The sequence below is a fragment of the Larkinella humicola genome (assembly GCF_008727875.1).
Lineage (GTDB): Bacteria > Bacteroidota > Bacteroidia > Cytophagales > Spirosomataceae > Larkinella > Larkinella humicola.
In genome coordinates, this window is record NZ_VTWS01000006.1 from 337,327 (window position 1) to 354,826 (window position 17,500).

The 17,500-nt window shown below is 52.2% G+C and carries 17 protein-coding genes; 4 read left to right on the forward strand and 13 right to left on the reverse strand.

Annotated elements, in window-relative coordinates:
- Positions 1 to 221: 221 nt before the first annotated feature.
- The 4 genes from F0P93_RS22950 to F0P93_RS22965 all read right to left on the reverse strand — a co-directional run bounded on the left by F0P93_RS22950 (position 222) and on the right by F0P93_RS22965 (position 3,083).
- A complete protein-coding gene (locus tag F0P93_RS22950) occupies positions 222 to 695 on the reverse strand; it encodes a lipocalin family protein (RefSeq protein ID WP_150880070.1) in 474 nt (157 codons plus the stop codon).
- Positions 696 to 876: 181 nt separating this feature from the next.
- The gene (locus tag F0P93_RS22955) at positions 877 to 2,241 is read right to left on the reverse strand and encodes a M28 family metallopeptidase (RefSeq protein ID WP_150880071.1); all 1,365 of its coding nucleotides are present in this window, start codon (positions 2,239 to 2,241) and stop codon (positions 877 to 879) included.
- A complete protein-coding gene (locus F0P93_RS22960) occupies positions 2,242 to 2,565 on the reverse strand; it encodes a hypothetical protein (protein WP_150880072.1) in 324 nt (107 codons plus the stop codon). It abuts the gene before it with no gap.
- Positions 2,562 to 3,083, reverse strand: coding sequence for a hypothetical protein (locus F0P93_RS22965; protein WP_150880073.1), 522 nt, complete (start codon positions 3,081 to 3,083; stop codon positions 2,562 to 2,564). The genes F0P93_RS22960 and F0P93_RS22965 overlap by 4 nt, the downstream gene beginning before the upstream one ends.
- Before the next feature lie 127 nt (positions 3,084 to 3,210).
- On the opposite strand from F0P93_RS22965, the gene F0P93_RS22970 reads away from it, so the two are divergent.
- Positions 3,211 to 3,621 carry an Rrf2 family transcriptional regulator gene (locus F0P93_RS22970; protein ID WP_150880074.1) on the forward strand — a complete coding sequence of 137 codons (411 nt, stop codon included), beginning with the start codon at positions 3,211 to 3,213 and terminating at the stop codon, positions 3,619 to 3,621.
- 72 nt (positions 3,622 to 3,693) lie between these two features.
- A complete protein-coding gene (locus F0P93_RS22975) occupies positions 3,694 to 4,338 on the forward strand; it encodes an NAD(P)-dependent oxidoreductase (protein WP_150880075.1) in 645 nt (214 codons plus the stop codon).
- Between the two features lie 28 nt (positions 4,339 to 4,366).
- On the opposite strand, the gene F0P93_RS22980 is transcribed toward F0P93_RS22975, so the two are convergent.
- From F0P93_RS22980 to F0P93_RS23000, 5 genes are all read right to left on the reverse strand, one after another.
- The gene (locus F0P93_RS22980; RefSeq protein ID WP_150880076.1) at positions 4,367 to 5,701 is read right to left on the reverse strand and encodes a sensor histidine kinase; all 1,335 of its coding nucleotides are present in this window, start codon (positions 5,699 to 5,701) and stop codon (positions 4,367 to 4,369) included.
- A gap of 88 nt (positions 5,702 to 5,789) precedes the next feature.
- Positions 5,790 to 7,793, reverse strand: a complete 2,004-nt coding sequence (locus F0P93_RS22985; protein WP_150880077.1) for a plastocyanin/azurin family copper-binding protein — start codon at positions 7,791 to 7,793, stop codon at positions 5,790 to 5,792.
- Positions 7,794 to 7,804: 11 nt separating this feature from the next.
- The gene (locus tag F0P93_RS22990; protein WP_150880078.1) at positions 7,805 to 8,143 is read right to left on the reverse strand and encodes a tRNA-binding protein; all 339 of its coding nucleotides are present in this window, start codon (positions 8,141 to 8,143) and stop codon (positions 7,805 to 7,807) included.
- 6 nt (positions 8,144 to 8,149) lie between these two features.
- Positions 8,150 to 9,910, reverse strand: coding sequence for a hypothetical protein (locus F0P93_RS22995; protein ID WP_150880079.1), 1,761 nt, complete (start codon positions 9,908 to 9,910; stop codon positions 8,150 to 8,152).
- A gap of 238 nt (positions 9,911 to 10,148) precedes the next feature.
- Positions 10,149 to 10,913 carry a creatininase family protein gene (locus F0P93_RS23000; RefSeq protein WP_150880080.1) on the reverse strand — a complete coding sequence of 255 codons (765 nt, stop codon included), beginning with the start codon at positions 10,911 to 10,913 and terminating at the stop codon, positions 10,149 to 10,151.
- 221 nt (positions 10,914 to 11,134) lie between these two features.
- On the opposite strand from F0P93_RS23000, the gene F0P93_RS23005 reads away from it, so the two are divergent.
- Entirely contained in the window at positions 11,135 to 12,499 is a 1,365-nt protein-coding gene (locus F0P93_RS23005; protein ID WP_150880081.1) for a cytochrome ubiquinol oxidase subunit I, read from the forward strand.
- 21 nt (positions 12,500 to 12,520) lie between these two features.
- Here the strand turns inward: F0P93_RS23005 and F0P93_RS23010 are convergent, their stop codons facing one another.
- Positions 12,521 to 12,883: a four helix bundle protein gene (locus F0P93_RS23010; RefSeq protein ID WP_150880082.1), complete on the reverse strand. Its 363-nt coding sequence runs from the start codon at positions 12,881 to 12,883 to the stop codon at positions 12,521 to 12,523.
- Between the two features lie 79 nt (positions 12,884 to 12,962).
- Between F0P93_RS23010 and cydB the strand changes: the two genes are divergently transcribed.
- Positions 12,963 to 13,997, forward strand: a complete 1,035-nt coding sequence (cydB, locus tag F0P93_RS23015) for a cytochrome d ubiquinol oxidase subunit II (RefSeq protein WP_150880083.1) — start codon at positions 12,963 to 12,965, stop codon at positions 13,995 to 13,997.
- A 113-nt stretch (positions 13,998 to 14,110) separates the two neighbouring features.
- Here the strand turns inward: cydB and F0P93_RS23020 are convergent, their stop codons facing one another.
- Genes F0P93_RS23020 through F0P93_RS23030 form a run of 3 tightly spaced genes read right to left on the reverse strand, consistent with a single transcriptional unit; the run spans position 14,111 to position 17,455 of the window.
- Positions 14,111 to 15,142 (reverse strand): S41 family peptidase, encoded by a 1,032-nt coding sequence (locus tag F0P93_RS23020; protein WP_150880084.1) that lies wholly within the window; start codon positions 15,140 to 15,142, stop codon positions 14,111 to 14,113.
- 25 nt (positions 15,143 to 15,167) lie between these two features.
- Complete coding sequence (locus tag F0P93_RS23025) at positions 15,168 to 15,983, reverse strand: porin family protein (protein WP_150880085.1); 816 nt, start codon at positions 15,981 to 15,983, stop codon at positions 15,168 to 15,170.
- Between the two features lie 23 nt (positions 15,984 to 16,006).
- Positions 16,007 to 17,455: a S41 family peptidase gene (locus tag F0P93_RS23030; RefSeq protein ID WP_150880086.1), complete on the reverse strand. Its 1,449-nt coding sequence runs from the start codon at positions 17,453 to 17,455 to the stop codon at positions 16,007 to 16,009.
- Positions 17,456 to 17,500 lie beyond the last annotated feature (45 nt).

Consider the following 17,500-nt stretch of genomic DNA (forward strand, 5'->3'; position numbering starts at 1 on the left):
AGTTGCCGGCGTATAAATGAAAAGCGTTATTCCGCTGAGTTAAGCGGAGGAAATCAGAGATACGCAGAGGTTATTTTCTCTGATAAACCAGCGGGCGACCCCGTCTTGATTTCCTCCGCCTAACTCAGCGAATTAACGCTTCTCAACACTTCCCAAACATAAAAAAACCTCCGGATTTTACTCCGGAGGTCGTATTCCTATTTCTTAAACGTCTGTACCCGTTATTTTTTGGCGTAAATCAACTGAACGCTGTAATTAACCGTCACGGTATCTTTTTTCGCATTCAGAAACCGACCGCTCTGGGCGACTACTTCACCCAGTAATCGATTGGGAGTCGTTGTGTTGTCATACGTATACTTAAATTCACTGCCGGCGTCTTCTTTCAATACGAGGTTATTGTTGGTTAACGTCCAGGTGCCCTTGTAGTCAAAAACACTGCCATTGGAGCGTTCTGTGCCGGAAAACGTATTGTCATTTTTGATATCAATATCGTCGCGATAACCGGTTACCGTTGGGTTCGACAAATCTTCGTCACCATTAAGCGATACGAAATCGCCCGTAAATCCTGAATAGCGTGCCCGGTCAACAGACCACTGCCCTACCACTGGTGACGGTGCCGGGTCATCTTCTTTGTTACACGAACTCAGGCCAGCCGCAAACACCACCACGCAGATCAAATAAAGTAAACGCTTCATAATTTTCAGGTTTTTGTGAAATAATAGTTTAGTGTGACTGGATGAGATGACCGTTGGAAACGAAATCTACAAAAAAAAGTGTCAGGTTGTAAATTTCCGAACAAAAAGCCGGTGTTTTCTCTTCTACCCTACGCAAAAACCGGTCAAAGCGTTGCGTCAGGGCGCAAAACTTCAGAATCAGTTACCGCAAACCCGGGCGCGGAACCACCGGCAAACTCTCGTTTCCATCCTCGCTAACGGCCTGAACGGCAAAGAAATAATTGTCTTTAGAATAGGGCAGCGTCAGCCCGACCTTTTCCGTATAGAACTTCTTCTGCCAGAACGGCCAGTGGGTTTCGCGCATCAGCACATAATAGCCTTTTATTTTCCGGTTGGCCGAATTCCCGGCTTTAGGTGCCTGCCAGAACAGACTCGTGGAGTTGGTCAGACTCCGGGCTTCCACCGTAACGTTTTGCGGCATCGACGGCGCTTTGGCCAGATTGGCCAGCACAGCCAGGTTCATGGCGGTATTTTTCCGCAGGTAATCGAAGTCCATAAACTTCACGTAATCGCCGTACTCAACCCCATCCTGCGTGCGCAGATCCTGGTGCTGGTGGGCAAAATTCTCGTTCATTTCCGTAATGCGAACCGCCGGAAAACCGCGCGTCACAAACGGCGTGTGGTCGCCACCGCGCAAAAACCGGTCGTTGCGGTACACCATCACCACTTCCAATTGATCGACATACCGCTCGCCCACTTCTTTGGTATACCGGGCCAGTTGCCGCGACTTTCCGTCGTTTTCCAAGCCATACTGTCGGATGTTGGCCGCCAGCGAATCCGTCTGATAACCGGGCAAGCCCTCGCTGAATACCCGGACGCGCGTGTTGTCGGTGATGTGCGTATCGGGGCTGTGGTTCGACCCCATGATGTCGTTGTTCAACAACGCTTCCAGGTTCCATTTTTCGTCTTTCGCCCGTTGCGCCAGGTGGTTGGCGCCCAGTAGTCCCTGCTCCTCCCCGCAAACCGCCACAAAAATGATGGTGGCCGGAAACGGAACTTTGCTCATCACGCGGCAGAGTTCGATCACGGCGGCCGTTCCCGAACCGTCGTCGTTGGCCCCCGGCGCATCGGCAGTGCGGTTCATAACGTCACTGACGCGGCTGTCGATGTGACCGCTCACCAGAAAAATCCGGTCGTCGTTCGGGTCGGTGCCTTTGAGCGTCGCCATCACGTTACCCATTTGCGTCACGGCATCGATCCGCCGTCCGTCCGGTTGCAGCGTCCAGCTATCGATCTGGGCTGTCAGCCGTCCGCCCGACTGTTTGGCGTAGTGTTGAAACTTGCCCAGCGTCCACTGCCGGGCCGCGCTCAACCCGCGTTTGGGCGTCGCGCTGCTCATCGTGTGCCGCGTTCCGAAACTGACCAGATTGGTAACGTGTGACCGCAAACTATCCGCCGACACGTCGGCCACGAGTTGGGCAATGGCAGGATCGCGGTTGACGGTGGTCTGGGCTTGTAAACCAAGCGAAAAAAGAAGGAGAATACCCGAAAGTGTACAGTTTTTCATTCAGTCAGTCGATGAGTTTAGTAAACGGGAATACAAACGAAGATACACCACTGCGTCGATTTTACGGCGTTTTACGGGCTTTAAAAAGGATTTTTTACCGGAACGCGGAACCCCCTTCGGATGCAGAACCGAACGACTGCGTTCGTTCAGCGAAGAAAACACCAACGCCCCCGCCAGCAGAAAAGACAAGCCCAGCGACCAGAACGCAATTTGGCGTGTCGGCACTTGTCGCACCGGCTGATAGAATTCCCGGGTTTCGTCTTCCGAAAACAATTCCCGAAAGGAAAAACCGGTATCCTCGTCATCTGGCGGTCCGTTTTTCATAAGCGTCGGGCCAGGCTCACGCCAAAGGCGGTTTGGGTGGTGCCGGGGAGGGGTTGTGCTGAAAACCCGAAGCGGGCAGCGGCCAGTGCCCGATTGTATTGCGTCACCGCCTTGCGGGCCTGGGAATTGCCAATGATGCTTAAGCCCAACGTGGCCCCGATCGAGCCAAAATACACGGCCCAGTAGTCGCCCGAACGGGTGTAGGTTCCCCGGTTACGCGTCAAAACGTAAACCAGTGGGACCAGCGCAACGACCTGTCCGGCCAGCACAAACGTCCGGTAGGTTCGGAAATGGCGGTTGACGATGGGATCATTCAATTCGTTAAAGGGAATCTCCAGCGAATTCGGCGACCGCAACCGCTTGCCCCCGTAGAAGTACGATCCATACGACCGCTCAATGGGTTTCAAATAGGCCGGAACCGCAGCACCGGGCCGGTAAAAAGTGGAATCGGCAGGGCGTTGCGCACAGGCAACCCCTGCTACGAGCGTGCAGAACAGAAGTACAGACAAGAATCGCATAGTGAATTAACGCACAAATTCGGGATACCACTCAATTTTTAATCAAACGAACGTAAATTTTTCGACCCTGCCTTGATTTCACCTTAAAATACGACTACCTTTGTACTGTAATAAAATTTGTTACAGAATGAACAACAGCCGATTTTCGATTGCCATTCACATCATGACCCTTCTGGCGAGGGCCAATGGGGAATTGCTGTCGTCGGATTTTTTGGCTGGCAGTGTTAACATCAACCCGGTTCTGGTTCGAAAAGAGGTCAGCAATTTGCGTAAAAAAGGGTTCATTATCAGCAAGGAAGGCAAAAACGGCGGTAGCATTTTAGCCAAGCCAGCGGACAAAATCCTGCTGTCGGCGATTTACGAGGCTGTCCGGCAATCGCCCCTTTTGGGGCAAACCAGAAACAGTCCAAATCCCGATTGCCCGGTAGGCCGCCAGATCAATACCCATCTCGACACCCTTTTTCTGGATGCGGAAAAAGCCCTGATTGCACGGCTCGACCAAACAACCCTGTCCGATTTTACCAACCAGTTTGACTAATTTTTTTTGAACTAAACTGTAATAAAAATAATTACAGTTAAAAATTTACCCATAAACTAATTCTAAAAAACCATGAAAATTGCCTTGATTGGAGCCACGGGTTTCGTAGGTTCAGCCTTGTTGAAAGAAGCTTTGCACCGCGGCTATGCCGTAACGGCGATTGTCCGCCATCCGGAGAAAATGACGGTAGAAAACCCACAGCTAACAGTCGTAAAAGGCGATGTGCTGAACGAAGCGGAAGTAGCCGGGCTTGTGGGCGGCCATGACGCGGTCGTGAGTGCCTACAATGCGGGCTGGCAAAATCCCAACCTTTACAACGAGTACCTGGCTGGTTCGCTGGCGATTCAGAACAGCACGAAAAAAGCCGGTGTGAAACGGTTGCTGGTGGTGGGTGGAGCCGGTAGCCTGGAAATTGCACCGGGCGTTCAATTGATCGACACCCCGCAGTTTCCGGCCGAATGGAAACCGGGCGCACTAGCCGCCCGCGATTATCTGAATACATTGAAAAAGGAAGAAGACCTGGACTGGACCTTTATCTGTCCGGCCATTTTGCTCGAACCTGGTGAGCGCACCGGGCAATTCCGCCTGGGAACCAACCAACCGGTGTTCGATGAAAACGGCGTGAGTAAAATCTCCGTCGAAGATCTGGCCGTTGCCATATTCGATGAACTGGACGAACCGGCACACGTTCACCAACGGTTTACGGCGGCATATTGAGTCTGACAATTACCAGAAACCGTGTTGACTAAACCGCTTTGCCAATCAGCACGGTTTCTGGTAAACGAACCAACGGTAACGACAGATAAAACGTGGTTCCGGCCCCCGGCTCGCTTTCAAACCAGAGCTTTCCCTGCTGAACTTCCGCGTATTCTTTACAAAGAAAAAGCCCCAGTCCTACTCCTTTTTCGTTGTTGGTACCAAAGGTTGTCCGGGATTTAAGCGAAAAGAGCGTTGCTTTATCTTCCGGTTTTATTCCGCCCCCATTGTCTTTCACAACAATCAAACAATTCGATTGAGATTCCACAACGTCAATTGCAATCGCCCCCCCGGAAGGGGTAAATTTAATCGCATTTCCCACCAGATTCCGAACAATAAGTTGCAGCATATTGCTATCCGCAACGACTTCGAACGGTGTATGAATTGAATACGTTAACTGGATTTCTTTTTTTAAAGCCAGCGGTTTATAAATTTCAATGATGGGTTTTAAAACGGTCGAAATGCTGACGTGCGTAAGCTCCACTTTGGTTCCGCTCATCTGGGTTGTCGACCACGACAGGAGGTTGAAAAGCATCTCCTGGGTGTGGTTAATAACATCCAGCAAATCCGATTCGATCCGTTTCTTTTGCGCATCGTCAAGATCCGTTTCCCTCAATATTTCGATGTACTGTTGAACAGAAGCCAATGGCGAACGCAAATCATGCGAAATGATGGAAAAAAGCTTGCTTTTCTCGGCGTTGAGCCGTTCCAGCACCACGGATTTTTCTTCGACCAGCCGCTGTTCGGCCCGGTAAGCTTTCTTGAAAAAATAAGTCGCCAGGTAAATCAGCACCGCCCCTACCAAATACGTCGAACCCACATCAAGCATGTGATTCAGGCGACTCGAGTAGCCGGTAACCACACTGGCAGGATAAACATATTCGACCGATAAAAGACCTATTACAGTAAGGAGATTAAAGGAAAACCAGAAGACGTGCAGACGGGATGGCGAAACAATAGCCAATAGAAAATAAACGTACATAAACAGGAGAATGGAAGGTCCAATGACGCCTGAATTAAAAAAATAATTTCCCGCCAGAAGCAGCGTAATAAACACACCACCCAGGGATACGCTGATGTAAAATTTATTTTTTATCCGGGATAGATAATAGAGAAATGAAAAGGCGATAAAAAGCAGCAAAGAAACCAGCGAGGCTTCGGTCAGTCCGATGAAATAGTTGAAAGGGATGTTGTAGAGCATCGCCACAATGCCCACCAAACAGATTGAATTAAAGATCCGGCTTTCCAGCGTAGTTTCCCCCGGCACGCCCACCAGTGCCGCAAAGAAGCGTTGAATGGATTTGAAAAGTAGCGGTTTTCCCAACGTCGTTTTTCTGTGAGTAGCTGAAAAAATAGGTGATTAAACCCATAGTCTAATCACCTATCTACAAAAATAATTAAAATTCTTATACTTATTTCACCACTTTCATTACACCCTGCATGAGTGCTGCATGTCCGGGAAAGGTGCAGACAAACTGGTAATCCCCCGGTGTGGTCGGAGCTACAAAGTAGAGTGACTCCGAGCTCTCGGGTTGCATCAGGTTGGTGTGAAACAACACGTTTGGCGATACCGGGACATACTGCATCCGGGAACCGTTCAGGTTCAGTTTCAAAGCCGCATCGCCGACGGCGTTGGCCGTGGCTGGTTTCACGATCACGCAGTTGTGCAGCATGTCGTCGTTGTTGTTGAACACCCACCGGATGCGGCTGCCCGCCTTCACTTCGACCTGCGTCTTGTCAAATTTCAGGCCCGGCACGGTACCGATCGTAATCACCTGGTCGGGGCCGTTGGTCCAGTCGGCGGGTTGTTCGGTCACGCGTTTGGCACTCGCAGCCGCCGGTTTTCCTTTCCCCTCTGCAACCGCCGGTGTGGTTTTAGTGGAAGCCATCGCCATATCGGCGTGGTTGTGTTTGGCGGGGGCGGCAATGGTCAACTTCGTTCCGGGCGCAATGTGGTTGAGGGTATAATACCCGGTGTTGTGCAGCAACGCCAGCCCTTTGTCCGACCTGATGCCCTCGGCTTTCACCTCATGAACATACCCTTCGCGCAGGAGCGTGTCGGCCACAATCCGCACTTTCAGGCCATTGTCCGACACCACAACGCCCCGGATGGGCACGGGCCGCGGATCTTCAACCGGGCTGCCGTAGATTTTGTGGTACTTATAGGTAAAGCTGCTCAGGCTGTAGGAAGCCAGATCTTCGGCGGTTTTCTTGTCGACCGGTTGCGTGAATTCCACCTCAAAACCGTCGGGCATCGAGCGGATCGCTTTCATTTCAAACGGCGTCAGGCCCGTCCACACCAGCCGCTGAACCCCAAACGGATCTTTGCCGGTGGCCGACCAGCCCCGGCTGGTTTGCCCCACAAACATGGAACCGTCCAGCCCCCAGGCCATCCGCAAAATACCGGACTGAAAACCCGACCGGAACGGAAAACAGGCGCCCTGGTACTTTCCATCTACTTTTTCCAGAAAAACCCGCATCACCTTGCTGTGGCCCTGGTCGCCCACGAACAACTGCCCGTCGAACGGACCAAACCGGTTGGCGGTGGTGTCTTCCAGAATATCGGAGGTCGAAATTCCCATCATCGTATGCGGAAACCAGATGGCCGGTTCTTTCAGGTTCGGAATCGATTTCACCATCTCGTGCATCGGTTTTCCCGTACTCGGCACATCTTCCAGCTTAAGTTTCAAGGGAGAATTCGGTTCGGAGGTCCATTTGAGTCCCTCGGGATTCCCGGCAAAATCACCCAGTTCAAGGTGTGTCATCCGGCCGGAACCCACCCAGTCGCCCTGGTTTTCGGTGTAAAAAATGCTGCCGTCGCGCAAGGCCCGGTAGCTGGAAGGCGACCGCAAGCCGGTGGCAAACGGTTTTATCTCGCCTTTTTCGTTGACTTTCAGCATCCATCCCCGCCATTTGGCCAGGCTGGCTCCCTTGCCAATCCAGCCGAGGTTGAGCGTAATGAGCATATCGCCATCCGGCAGAAAAACCGGTCCGTATGAGTACTCATGGTAATTACCGGACAGCGGCCACTTCACAATCGACTGGTATTCGTTGGCTTCATCGTCGCCATCCGTATCGATCATTTTGGTCAGTTCACCGCGTTGTGTGGCGTAAATGGCCCCTTTGTGATACGCCAGTCCGAGCGGTTCGTGGAGACCATAGGCAAACCGTTTGAACTGTGGCTGGCGGCTTCCTTTCATATACGGATTGCTGATGAACCAGACTTCGCCCCGGCGCGTCGAAACGCCCAGCCGACCGTCGGGCAACACGGCCATGCCTCCCACTTCCAGTTGCACTCCTTCGGGCATGGGAATGGTGATGAGCCGGTAATAATCGTCTTCCGTCAACGGGCGCTGGGCCACCGCGAACGAGGAAATAAAAAGAGAGAGAAAGAGAAACGAGAGTCTATTTTTCATGATCTTTAGTACTAGGCAATTCGGGAGCCGTTTTCAGTTTTGCGTTCGGTTTGCAGTAAAGTTACTTCCCCGTCGGGGCCAATGGCACCCAAAACCAGGCATTCACTTTTAAAGGTTGCAATCTGTTTGGGCGGAAAGTTGATGACCGCAACGACCTGCATACCAGGCAAATGCTCGGCTTTATACAATTGGGTTAACTGCGCGGAGGAGCGTTTGATGCCTTTTGCGCCAAAGTCAATGGTGAGTTTGTAGGCCGGTTTGCGGGCTTCCGGAAAGGCGTCAGCGGCCACGATGGTTCCGGTTACTATCTCCACCTTTTCGAAGTCGGCCCAGGTGATGCGGTTTTCCATAACGAATCACCACAAGAGCGAATACTGAACCGTTGCCGAACCGCCCTTCATGGGAACCGGCATCAGCAATTCCTGCCGACCGGAACTGGTTCGCATCGTCGGTTTAAGCTTCGGATCAATCCGGATGTAATATTTTCCATCGACCGCATACAACCCCTTCGCAACTTCGTCCAGCGACGCCCCAACCGCCAGCCGACAGTAGAGCGACTCGTTGTCCGGTCCTTTCACGCTCAGCGTCCGTGTGATGGATTTGCCGTCGGCATCGGGCAAAACCGCATCGGTGACGTCCAGATCCCGCATGCGATACTGAGGAATGGGATTACCCTGTTTATCCATTGACAAACCGGTGTATTTCCACTCATTGTCGGACAAACTATCAGGCCAGTATTGGTTGGCATTGGCCATCAACGCCAGCGGGCTTTGCGCCGACAAAACCGCTACCGTTCCCAGCGGTTTCAGCAATTGCGGTTCTCCACGTTCATACCACATGTCGGTTACGTCGGCAAACTGCCCGCGCCAGACCTGCAACAACGCGCCCTGGTTCAGATCGACGGTGTAGTTCAGACCCGTCGGGCTGCCCACGGAGAGGCAATGGGTTTTCTTTTTGGAACCAAAATTGACGAAGGAACGGATGACCGCCGGTTTGGTACCGGGTTCCACCGCAATTTCGCCAACGGGATCGGGTTCGGGCAACGAGGCCCGGGGGTGCAGCGCCTGAAACTTGGTGTCGGGAGCCGAGATGAAAAAACCCAGACCCGGCCGGGGCCACGACCGGCCGAAAAACAGTGTGAAGGGATGTTTCCCCGCCGTCAGGTTGATTTTGGCCGTGTTCATGTAGCCCAGATCGAGCCGCTTGTTGGCAATAATTTCCTTGCCGTCGATTTGCAGGGAAGCAAAACCGCCCTGCTGCAAGGCGATGGTGTAGGGGCCGGTTTTATCGACCACCAGATCACCCGTGTAAACAATGCCGTGCCAGCGCGGCTGACCGTAGGAAACTTCGTAGGTCAGGGCCGAAACCGTATCTTCCTTGACCAGTTTCAGATTGGCTAACTCGGCCTGCGAAACCGTTTCCGTTTTGTTCTCGTATAGTTTGTAGCGGATGTTGGTCAGCTTTGCCACCGGACGATCCGTAATTAGCTGATACCCAATGTTCCGAACCGCCACCGTGCCGGTTGTCACGTTCAAACTCACCGTGCCGGGTTTTCCGCCGGTGGCCTTCGGCAGCACCAGGCTTTCTTGAACCAGTGTGCCGTTGAGCGTCATTTTCTCCAGTGTGGCCGGGCCTTTGCCTTCGCCCTGAAGCAGAATTTCGAGTTGTTGCCACAAACCCGGCGCTTTTCCGGCATTCTGTAAAGGCAAGAGGGTGCTGCTGCCTTCAATGGCACCAAAGGTCGTGGTGTTGACTTCCGGTTTTCCCCAATGGTCTGCCAGGTGAATGCCTGTGCCGCCAAACGACAGGGTGGCCTCCGCGCCCGGCGAAAGCATCACGTCCATCACCAGCCGAACGTCGTTGGCATTGGTCAGCAAGGTGAGCGGCTGACCGGGCGTTCCGACCAGAACACCCGTTCCGGCCTTCGTCTTCTGATCCGGTCGGAGGGGATTCACCAGAATGGAAGCCGCCGGTTTCCAGTTGGCGGGCACAGCCGGTAATCGGTCGGTGGGAAGCAGCGTCAGGGATTCGTCAACGGATTGGGCCCAAACCGGTAGCGTTCCTGCCAGCAGCAGGAGGGCGGTTCCACGGTTGAACCATCGTAGAATGGGATTCATCGAATAGGTAAAGTTTCAGTGGTTAAAGCAATTGACTGCTTACATTGCAAAAGGGAAAGTACCGTCTTTTTTACCCTAAACCAAACCTGAACAGTTCAGTCTGGCAAAGCAAAAATAGTGTATTCCGGTTGGATATTCAGCAATTCCGTTGGTAGACCTCAAAACCCTTATTTCCATGAAAAAAGAACGTTTCCCAATACGCGACTCATTCCGTTGATTGCGGGACGGAGTCACCCCGTCACTCGTATAACGCCTTCACATCCAGGTTCGCCAGTTCGAGCAGGAAACCGCTCAGTTTTTGGGTGACGTCCTCAAAATACCGTTTCCCTTTTTCCGCCGTGGCCTGTTTCGGATTGCCAATCCCGGTGTCTTCCGTCACCTGCGACCATTTGCGTTCCGCCCACGCCCAGCCTTCTCGTAGTGCCTGGACCTTCCATTTTTTGGCCGCTCCGTCGCCGGCTTCATCCAGCGGCAAGACCAGATCCGGGCGGAGGTGCAGCAACAGACTCGTCTCCATTTCGTCGGCATGGTCGCCTTTGGGTTCATCGAAATACTTCGATTTATCAAGCGTATTGAACCACGAACAGGTGCTCAGAAACATGTTGGGATACTGAACGCCCAGTTCGCGCAGCATGGTTTTGAAGTCATTGCCGCCGTGGCTGTTCAGAATCAGGAGCTTGTGAATTCCCTGCCGGTTCAGCACTTCGATGATGTCGTTCAGAATCGCTTTCTGGGTGCTCGGATACAGGTTGATATCGAGTAAAATATCGGTCTGACCGGTGTTGACCCCAAACGGAATGGTGGGCAACACCATTACTTTCGCGCCCTGCTCCCACGCCAGCCGTGCCGACTCAGCCGCAATCGTGTCGGCTTCAATCACGTCCGTCGCATACGGCAAGTGGTAGTTGTGGGCTTCCGTAGCCCCCCACGGCAGAATGACCAGGTCGATCGGTTGGTCGTGAATGTGTTTCCAGTTGGCTTCAGCAAGAATGTAAGGACGCATATTTTAAGGGGTTATTTCCTAGACGAGTTATTTCGCAGAGTTAAGCGGAGGAAATCAGAGTTTATCAGAGGGAAAAAATAAAAAACGCTGCTTAACTCTGATTTCCTCCGCTTAACTCTGCGAAATAACTCTTTTTATCACACTCTCGAAAATCTTGTTCAAAACCATTATTTCGTGTCCCGTTCCGTAGTAACTTGCCCCCATTCCCATCTCCACCGGCTATGGACCATGTTGAAATACTCTCCCGCATCCAGTTCGCCTTCACAATTGCTTTCCATTACATTTATCCGCCCCTGAGCATCGGCCTAGGCGTGTGCCTGGTTTTCATGGAAGGCCTGTATTTAAAGACCAAAGACAAAGTGTATGAAGAACTGACCCGGTTTTGGGTCCGGATTTTTGCCCTCATTTTCGGCATCGGTGTCGCCACCGGCATTGTGATGGAGTTCGAATTCGGCACCAACTGGGCGGTTTACTCCCGTTACGTCGGCGATATTTTCGGCAGCGCCCTGGCCGCCGAGGGCATTTTCGCCTTTGCCCTCGAATCCGCTTTTCTGGGCATTCTAATTTTTGGCTGGAACCGCGTCAGCCCGCGAGTTCACTTTCTGTCGACGGTTTTGGTGGCCCTGGGCTCCATGTTTTCCGCACTCTGGATTGTAGTCGCCAACTCGTGGCAGCAAACGCCGACGGGCTACCGCATCGAAGGCGAAGGCCTGAAAGCCCGCGCCGTAGTGACCGATTTCTGGGAGATGGTTTTCAATCCGTCGTCCATCGAACGGTATTCGCACGTTCTGATCGGTGCTTTTCTGGCCGGGTCGTTTCTGGTGCTGAGCGTTAGTGCATGGTATATTCTGAAACGCAAGTACGTGGTACACTCCCAAAAAGCCTTCACCATTGCGTTGTGGGTGGCCGCCGTGTCGTCGCTGGGGCAACTGTTTACGGGTCACAAATCGGCGGAAGTGATTACGAAATACCAGCCCGCGAAACTGGCCGCGGTCGAAGGGCATTTTGAAACCGCCCCCGCCGATATGTACCTGCTGGGCTGGGTCGATGCCAAAAAACAAACCGTGACCGGGCTGAAAATACCGGGCGGTTTGTCGTTTCTGGTTCACCAGGATTTCAAAAAGCCCATTTCCGGCCTGAACAGTTTTAAACCCGAAAACCGGCCGGGTGCCATCAATTTTGTGTTCCAGACCTATCACCTGATGGTCGCCATCGGCATGATGCTGATCGGGTTGTGCTGGCTGGCGATTTTTCTGCTTTATCGAAAAAAACTATTCCAGAACCGCTGGCTGATGGGCGTTTTCGTCGGCTCGGTTTTGCTGCCCCAGATCGCCAACCAGGTGGGCTGGTACACCGCCGAAGTCGGCCGGCAGCCGTGGGTGGTTTATGGTCTGCTCCGAACCTCCGACGCGCTTTCGCAGGCCGTCAAAGCCGAGCACGTCCTGATTTCCCTTATCCTGTTCACCCTGGTCTACGTCATTCTGTTCGTGCTGTTCATCTACCTCCTGAACAAGAAAATCCAGCACGGCCCCGACATCAGCCCGGAAGACCCGGAAACGCCAACGTCAAAACTGAATTATGAATGATGAACGATGAACGATGAACATTCAGCTTGCGAGGTTTCTCTTTGTATTAAGAATAATGGTACGGATTAACTTCAATAAGCTATTGGCGTCATTGTAAACACTAATAAACTCCGTATCAGTCAGGTAGTCAGTCGCTTTCAATAGCTCGAGCCAATAGATAACTTCATCGCATTCCTTTTGGGCAATACCCATTTTATTGATGAAATCAGCCTTACTAACGGCATTATCTGCTTCACGAATATTAGCACCAATAGAAGTGCCGGAACAAAGCAACTGTTTGCTCAAAACATATTCCTGTTTACTCTTCGTAATGTATTGAAACAGGCGGATGGCGCGGATGGCAAACTGAAAACTTTTTTCACGAACGATATTAACTTTTTTCATGATCTAAATAGTAACGGTGGATACTCCATAAAGCTAAACCATTCATCGTTCATCATTCATAATTCATCGTTAAAAAATCATGGACACAATCCTCGGTCTCGACCTTCCCACCTGGTGGTTTTTGCTGATCGGTGCGCTCATTAGCGGGTACGGTATTCTCGACGGTTTCGATTTGGGTGCGGGGGCCTTGCACCTGTTTTTTCGGAAAGAACAAAGCCGCCGGATTGCCCTGAACGCCATCGGCCCGGTTTGGGATGGCAACGAAGTCTGGCTTGTGATTGGCGCGGGCGCGCTGTTTGCGGCCTTTCCGCTGGTGTATGGAACGCTCCTGTCAGTTTTTTACCTGCCGTTTATCCTGCTGCTGGTCGCCATTATTTTCCGAGCCATTTCGATTGAATTTCGGAGCAAGGAAGAAATGACATGGTGGCGCACGTTGTGGGATGTGTGTTATTGTCTGTCGAGCAGCACCATTGCCTTGCTGTTCGGGCTGATTCTGGGCAACCTGATTCAGGGCATCCCGCTCGACAAAGACTACCAGTTTGTCGGACGCTTGCGGGACTTCTTCAACCCTTATGCGCTGCTGATTTCGGTGACGGTTTTGTCACTGTTCATGCTACACGGAGCGATGTATCTCGCCATGAAAACCGAAGACCGGCTCTACGCCAAAATGACGATTCTGATCAACCAGACCAGTAAATTTTTCATTCTCTGCTTCATCACGGCGTCCATGGCCACGCTTATTTACGTACCGCACATGGCCGCCATTTTTCACAAATACCCCATTTTGTTCGCCTTGCCGGTCAGTGCGGTGCTGATTGTGTTGAACATGCGCCGGATGATCGAAAAACGGCGGTATTTGCGGGGATTCATTTCGTCAGCCGTCACAACGGCCCTGCTCCTGGTATTGTTTGCGTCCGGTTTGTATCCCAACCTGGTGCTGTCCAACTACGACGTGCGGGGTAACATCAGCATCTACGAAGCTGCTTCGACGGACAGTTCTTTGCGGACGATGCTGCTCTTTGCCGCCATCGGAATGCCCCTCGTACTGACCTACACGGTTTTTGTTTTCTGGACGTTTCGGGGGAAAGTGAAGTTGGAGGATACGAGTTATTGAACAAAGAGTTATATCGCAGAGTTGAGCGGAGAAGGCGGAGTTAAGCGGAGTTTTTTAAGAACTTCTCTGCTTAACTCCGCCTTCTCCGCTCAACTCCGCGATACAAGTTCTTTTTAAAACTTAGTTAGTGCCGCTTCCAGCACCTTGTCTTTCCCGGCGGCAAGGTCTTCTTTGGTATTGACAACCGTAATTTTGGGTGCAATTCCGATGCCCTCGTAGTTTTTGCCATCAGCCGCCCGGAAGTCGCCCGGTGTGACGCTGTAAATCCAGCCATTTGGCAGTTCCCGCTTCGGATTGTCGGAGAAAACGCCGTACGTCTTGTCGCCCAGTTGCGTAACGTTGCGGTTTTGATTCATCGCCAGCGTCAACGTTTCGCCCGCGCTTTGGGTGATCCGGTTCGTCAGCAGTACAATGGGTTTCGTATACTGACTTTTGCCGCCCGGCTCCACATACCACTCGATGGGAGCGGTGAAATCGCTGTGTTTGGGACCATTGCGAAACCGGGTGGTCATGAACAATTTCCGTTCCGAAGCAAACCGACCGGCAATCCGCTGGCTTGAGCGGTCAAGGCCACCGGGAACATTCCGGGCGTCCACCACCAGACCTTTCGTATCAGCCAGAGCCGCCAGCGCATCATCCAGAGCCTGGTCGTAGAAATCCGGAGCCAGTCCCAGATCAGTAAAGAGAATGTACCCGACATTCCCGGCCAGCTTTCCATACAGCACCTTGACCCCATCTTCCGCCCGGACCTCCTTCACGTCCCGAACGTATTTTTTCACCACATCAACGCTGAATTCATCCAGCGGATACGTCGGGCCGCTATCGTAGCGCCGGTAGTTCGGGCCTTGTTTCAGTAGCCAAAGGTGACCGTTATTCAACTCGCCCAGCATCGCCGACAAAAGGTCAAAAAGCTGGTCGTCCGACATCCCCGGTTTTACCTGAGACCGGTATTTCTGTTTCATCGTGTTCCAATCTATTTTCTGAACGTCAAACAGGCCGTACATCCGGTCAAATTCCTGCCAGAGTACATCGAAATTGGATTCGGGGGTGTTAGCCGGTTCGGGGCCAACCGCCAGGTCGTTGCAGGAAACCAGCAACAGGGCCGAAATCCCCAGCAAAAGCGACTTTAAAAACTTGATTTTCATGATAGTAACTTAATGATGGTGTTGTTTACCGGGATTGGTATTGAAATTTATAAACCAGGGATACTGAAGCTGCGTGAGCGGCCGTCTGAATGACGCGCGGTTCGGTGTAGCGCATCCAACTGTAGCGATAATCGGCCCGTAAAGCGATGCGGGGCGTGGCATCGAAGCGGTAACCAATACCCACTTGCGGATTCAGAAACCGGTTGAACGCAGCGAGTTGCGTTCCGCTGAAAAAGGTCTTGGTGTCCGAGCTGTTCGGCTTTGAAACGACGTTGCTGTAGGGCATCCGGCTAACAGCCGCCAACACCGGCAGCGAGACGTTGACGTTAAACGTATTTTTCTTCCCAAGCCGTAGCTGCGTCTGATAAAGTGCGCTGACAGCCGCTGTATTCATCACCCAGGTGTTCAACGCCAACCCGTCTGCGTAGCCAAATGTATCGTGCAGACCGACACCAAGCCGGGTGGTTCGGTTGGCCGTCTGGTGAATCAAACGCCGGTATTCCAGGTCAAGGGTGCCGCGGTACAGGGTTGGCACCAGATACAAGGGCTGCTCCTGTTCCGGCGAAAATTTGATCCCGCGAATCCCCAGTGTCGGCGAAATAAAATCGGCCAAACCGGCTTGCAGACCAAACCGCCATTGATTTTTAGCCGTTTGCCGGGTGTAGGCCAGTCGTCCCCCGTTCAGATTGGCCACATAACGCATCGGCGATGCCTGCAAGTCACGCAGGGTGAATGTTTCCCGAACGTAGCCAATTTGCAGTTCCGAAACGGTTTGGGGCGGTTGTGCAACGGCAACAAGGCCCCCAAGCGACAGCAGAGCTGTCGAAAAAATGATGTTCATAAATCGGTTGTATTTGTTGTAAATTAATGGGTACTGCTGTTATTCGTAGTGGGTGCCGACGTGCTTTGAATGAGTTCAAGAGCTTGTTTCATCGCCCGGTCGTTGTTCGTTAACACATCATCGACGGTCGGCACAACGGTGTGATCCGGGATGATTCCCTGCCCCAGTTTGAAGTTGTTCGGCAAGTTCGCCATGCGGTAGCCGAACATACCGATGCCGAGATCAATTTTGGAATTCGGGAGTTGGGTGACGGTAAAAATTCCACTGTTGTCGCCTGCATAGCCGCCCCCGGTTTCCTGACCGACAAAAACCGCTCGTTTGTCGGCGTGTATGCGAGCTGCCAACTCTGTGGTTACCGAAAAGCTCAAGCCGTTAACCAGCACCAGCAGCTTGCCGTGAAAAGCATCGCGCTTTGGTTTCTGGATTTTCAGACCGGGCTGTTTGGTAAACACATACCCCTCGCCCCGCTTCTGGACGACGAGCCACTTGAATTTCCGGTAAATTGCTGGTGTCCAGGCCGGAAACGAGTAGCTTTTCTTTTGCCGAACGCGGATATGATCGTAATAGCGGAACGGTTTTTCGGTCAGGTACTGGTACAAATTAATGCCGTAGGTCTCTTCTCCGCCTTCGTTGTTTCGCAAATCGAGCACCAGATTCTGCACCTGCTTTTCTTTCAGTTTCCGGAACGAATCTTTTAGAAACGCCCGGTAGTCCTGCTCTTTTTTGTCGTCCCAAAACCGCTCGATGGTCATCACCGCCGTGGTCCCATTTTCGATCAATGCCAGCCGGAAAGGCCGTTGCCTGGCGGGCTTGTGTTTTTCGTTGTACGCGTTGATTTGACCAAGCGTTACGGATGAAAGCGATGCCGTTTTTTCCTCATTTCCAGCCCGATACCGAACCTCGTGCACATCCGGTGATGCGATAAACGTAGCATAATAACCGCTAAAAAACTGATTCAGGTCTTCGTATTTCCCGTTGACGGTATGGCCATCCGCAAAGGTCATGCTAGGCAACAGTTCCTGAATAATATCCGCAACGGACTTTCCATTGATCCGGGTCAGTTCAACCCCGTTCGGGACGGTTTCGGTTCCGTAACTTCCCACCACCCAGGCTCTGTTTTCCACCACATACAGTTTCAGCGGGAAAAGCTTACCGGTATGAAACGGGTAGTGTTCATCCTGACCCGCCGGAATCCATTTGACGTGACCATCTTTCAGCGCCACCAGCAGAGGAACCATCGTTTTGTAAAACGCCTGCTGCGTCATCGGACGATTTAGCTGAGCTTCCGTTGCCGTAAAAAGGGAGTCGAACGTGGCTTTGGATGTATATTGGTACGGGGCCGGATGGGCTTCATTCAAGGCCGTCCGGAAGCGGCTAAAGTCGGTGCGTAGCTGCTCCGGCGTAAGCATCTGGGCAACCGCCACTGACCACTGGAGAAGGAAGACTGAAGTTAGTAACAAGCTGGTTTTCATCGCATTTGTTGTTCGTTTTAGCGACACAAAACTGCCTGAAAAAAG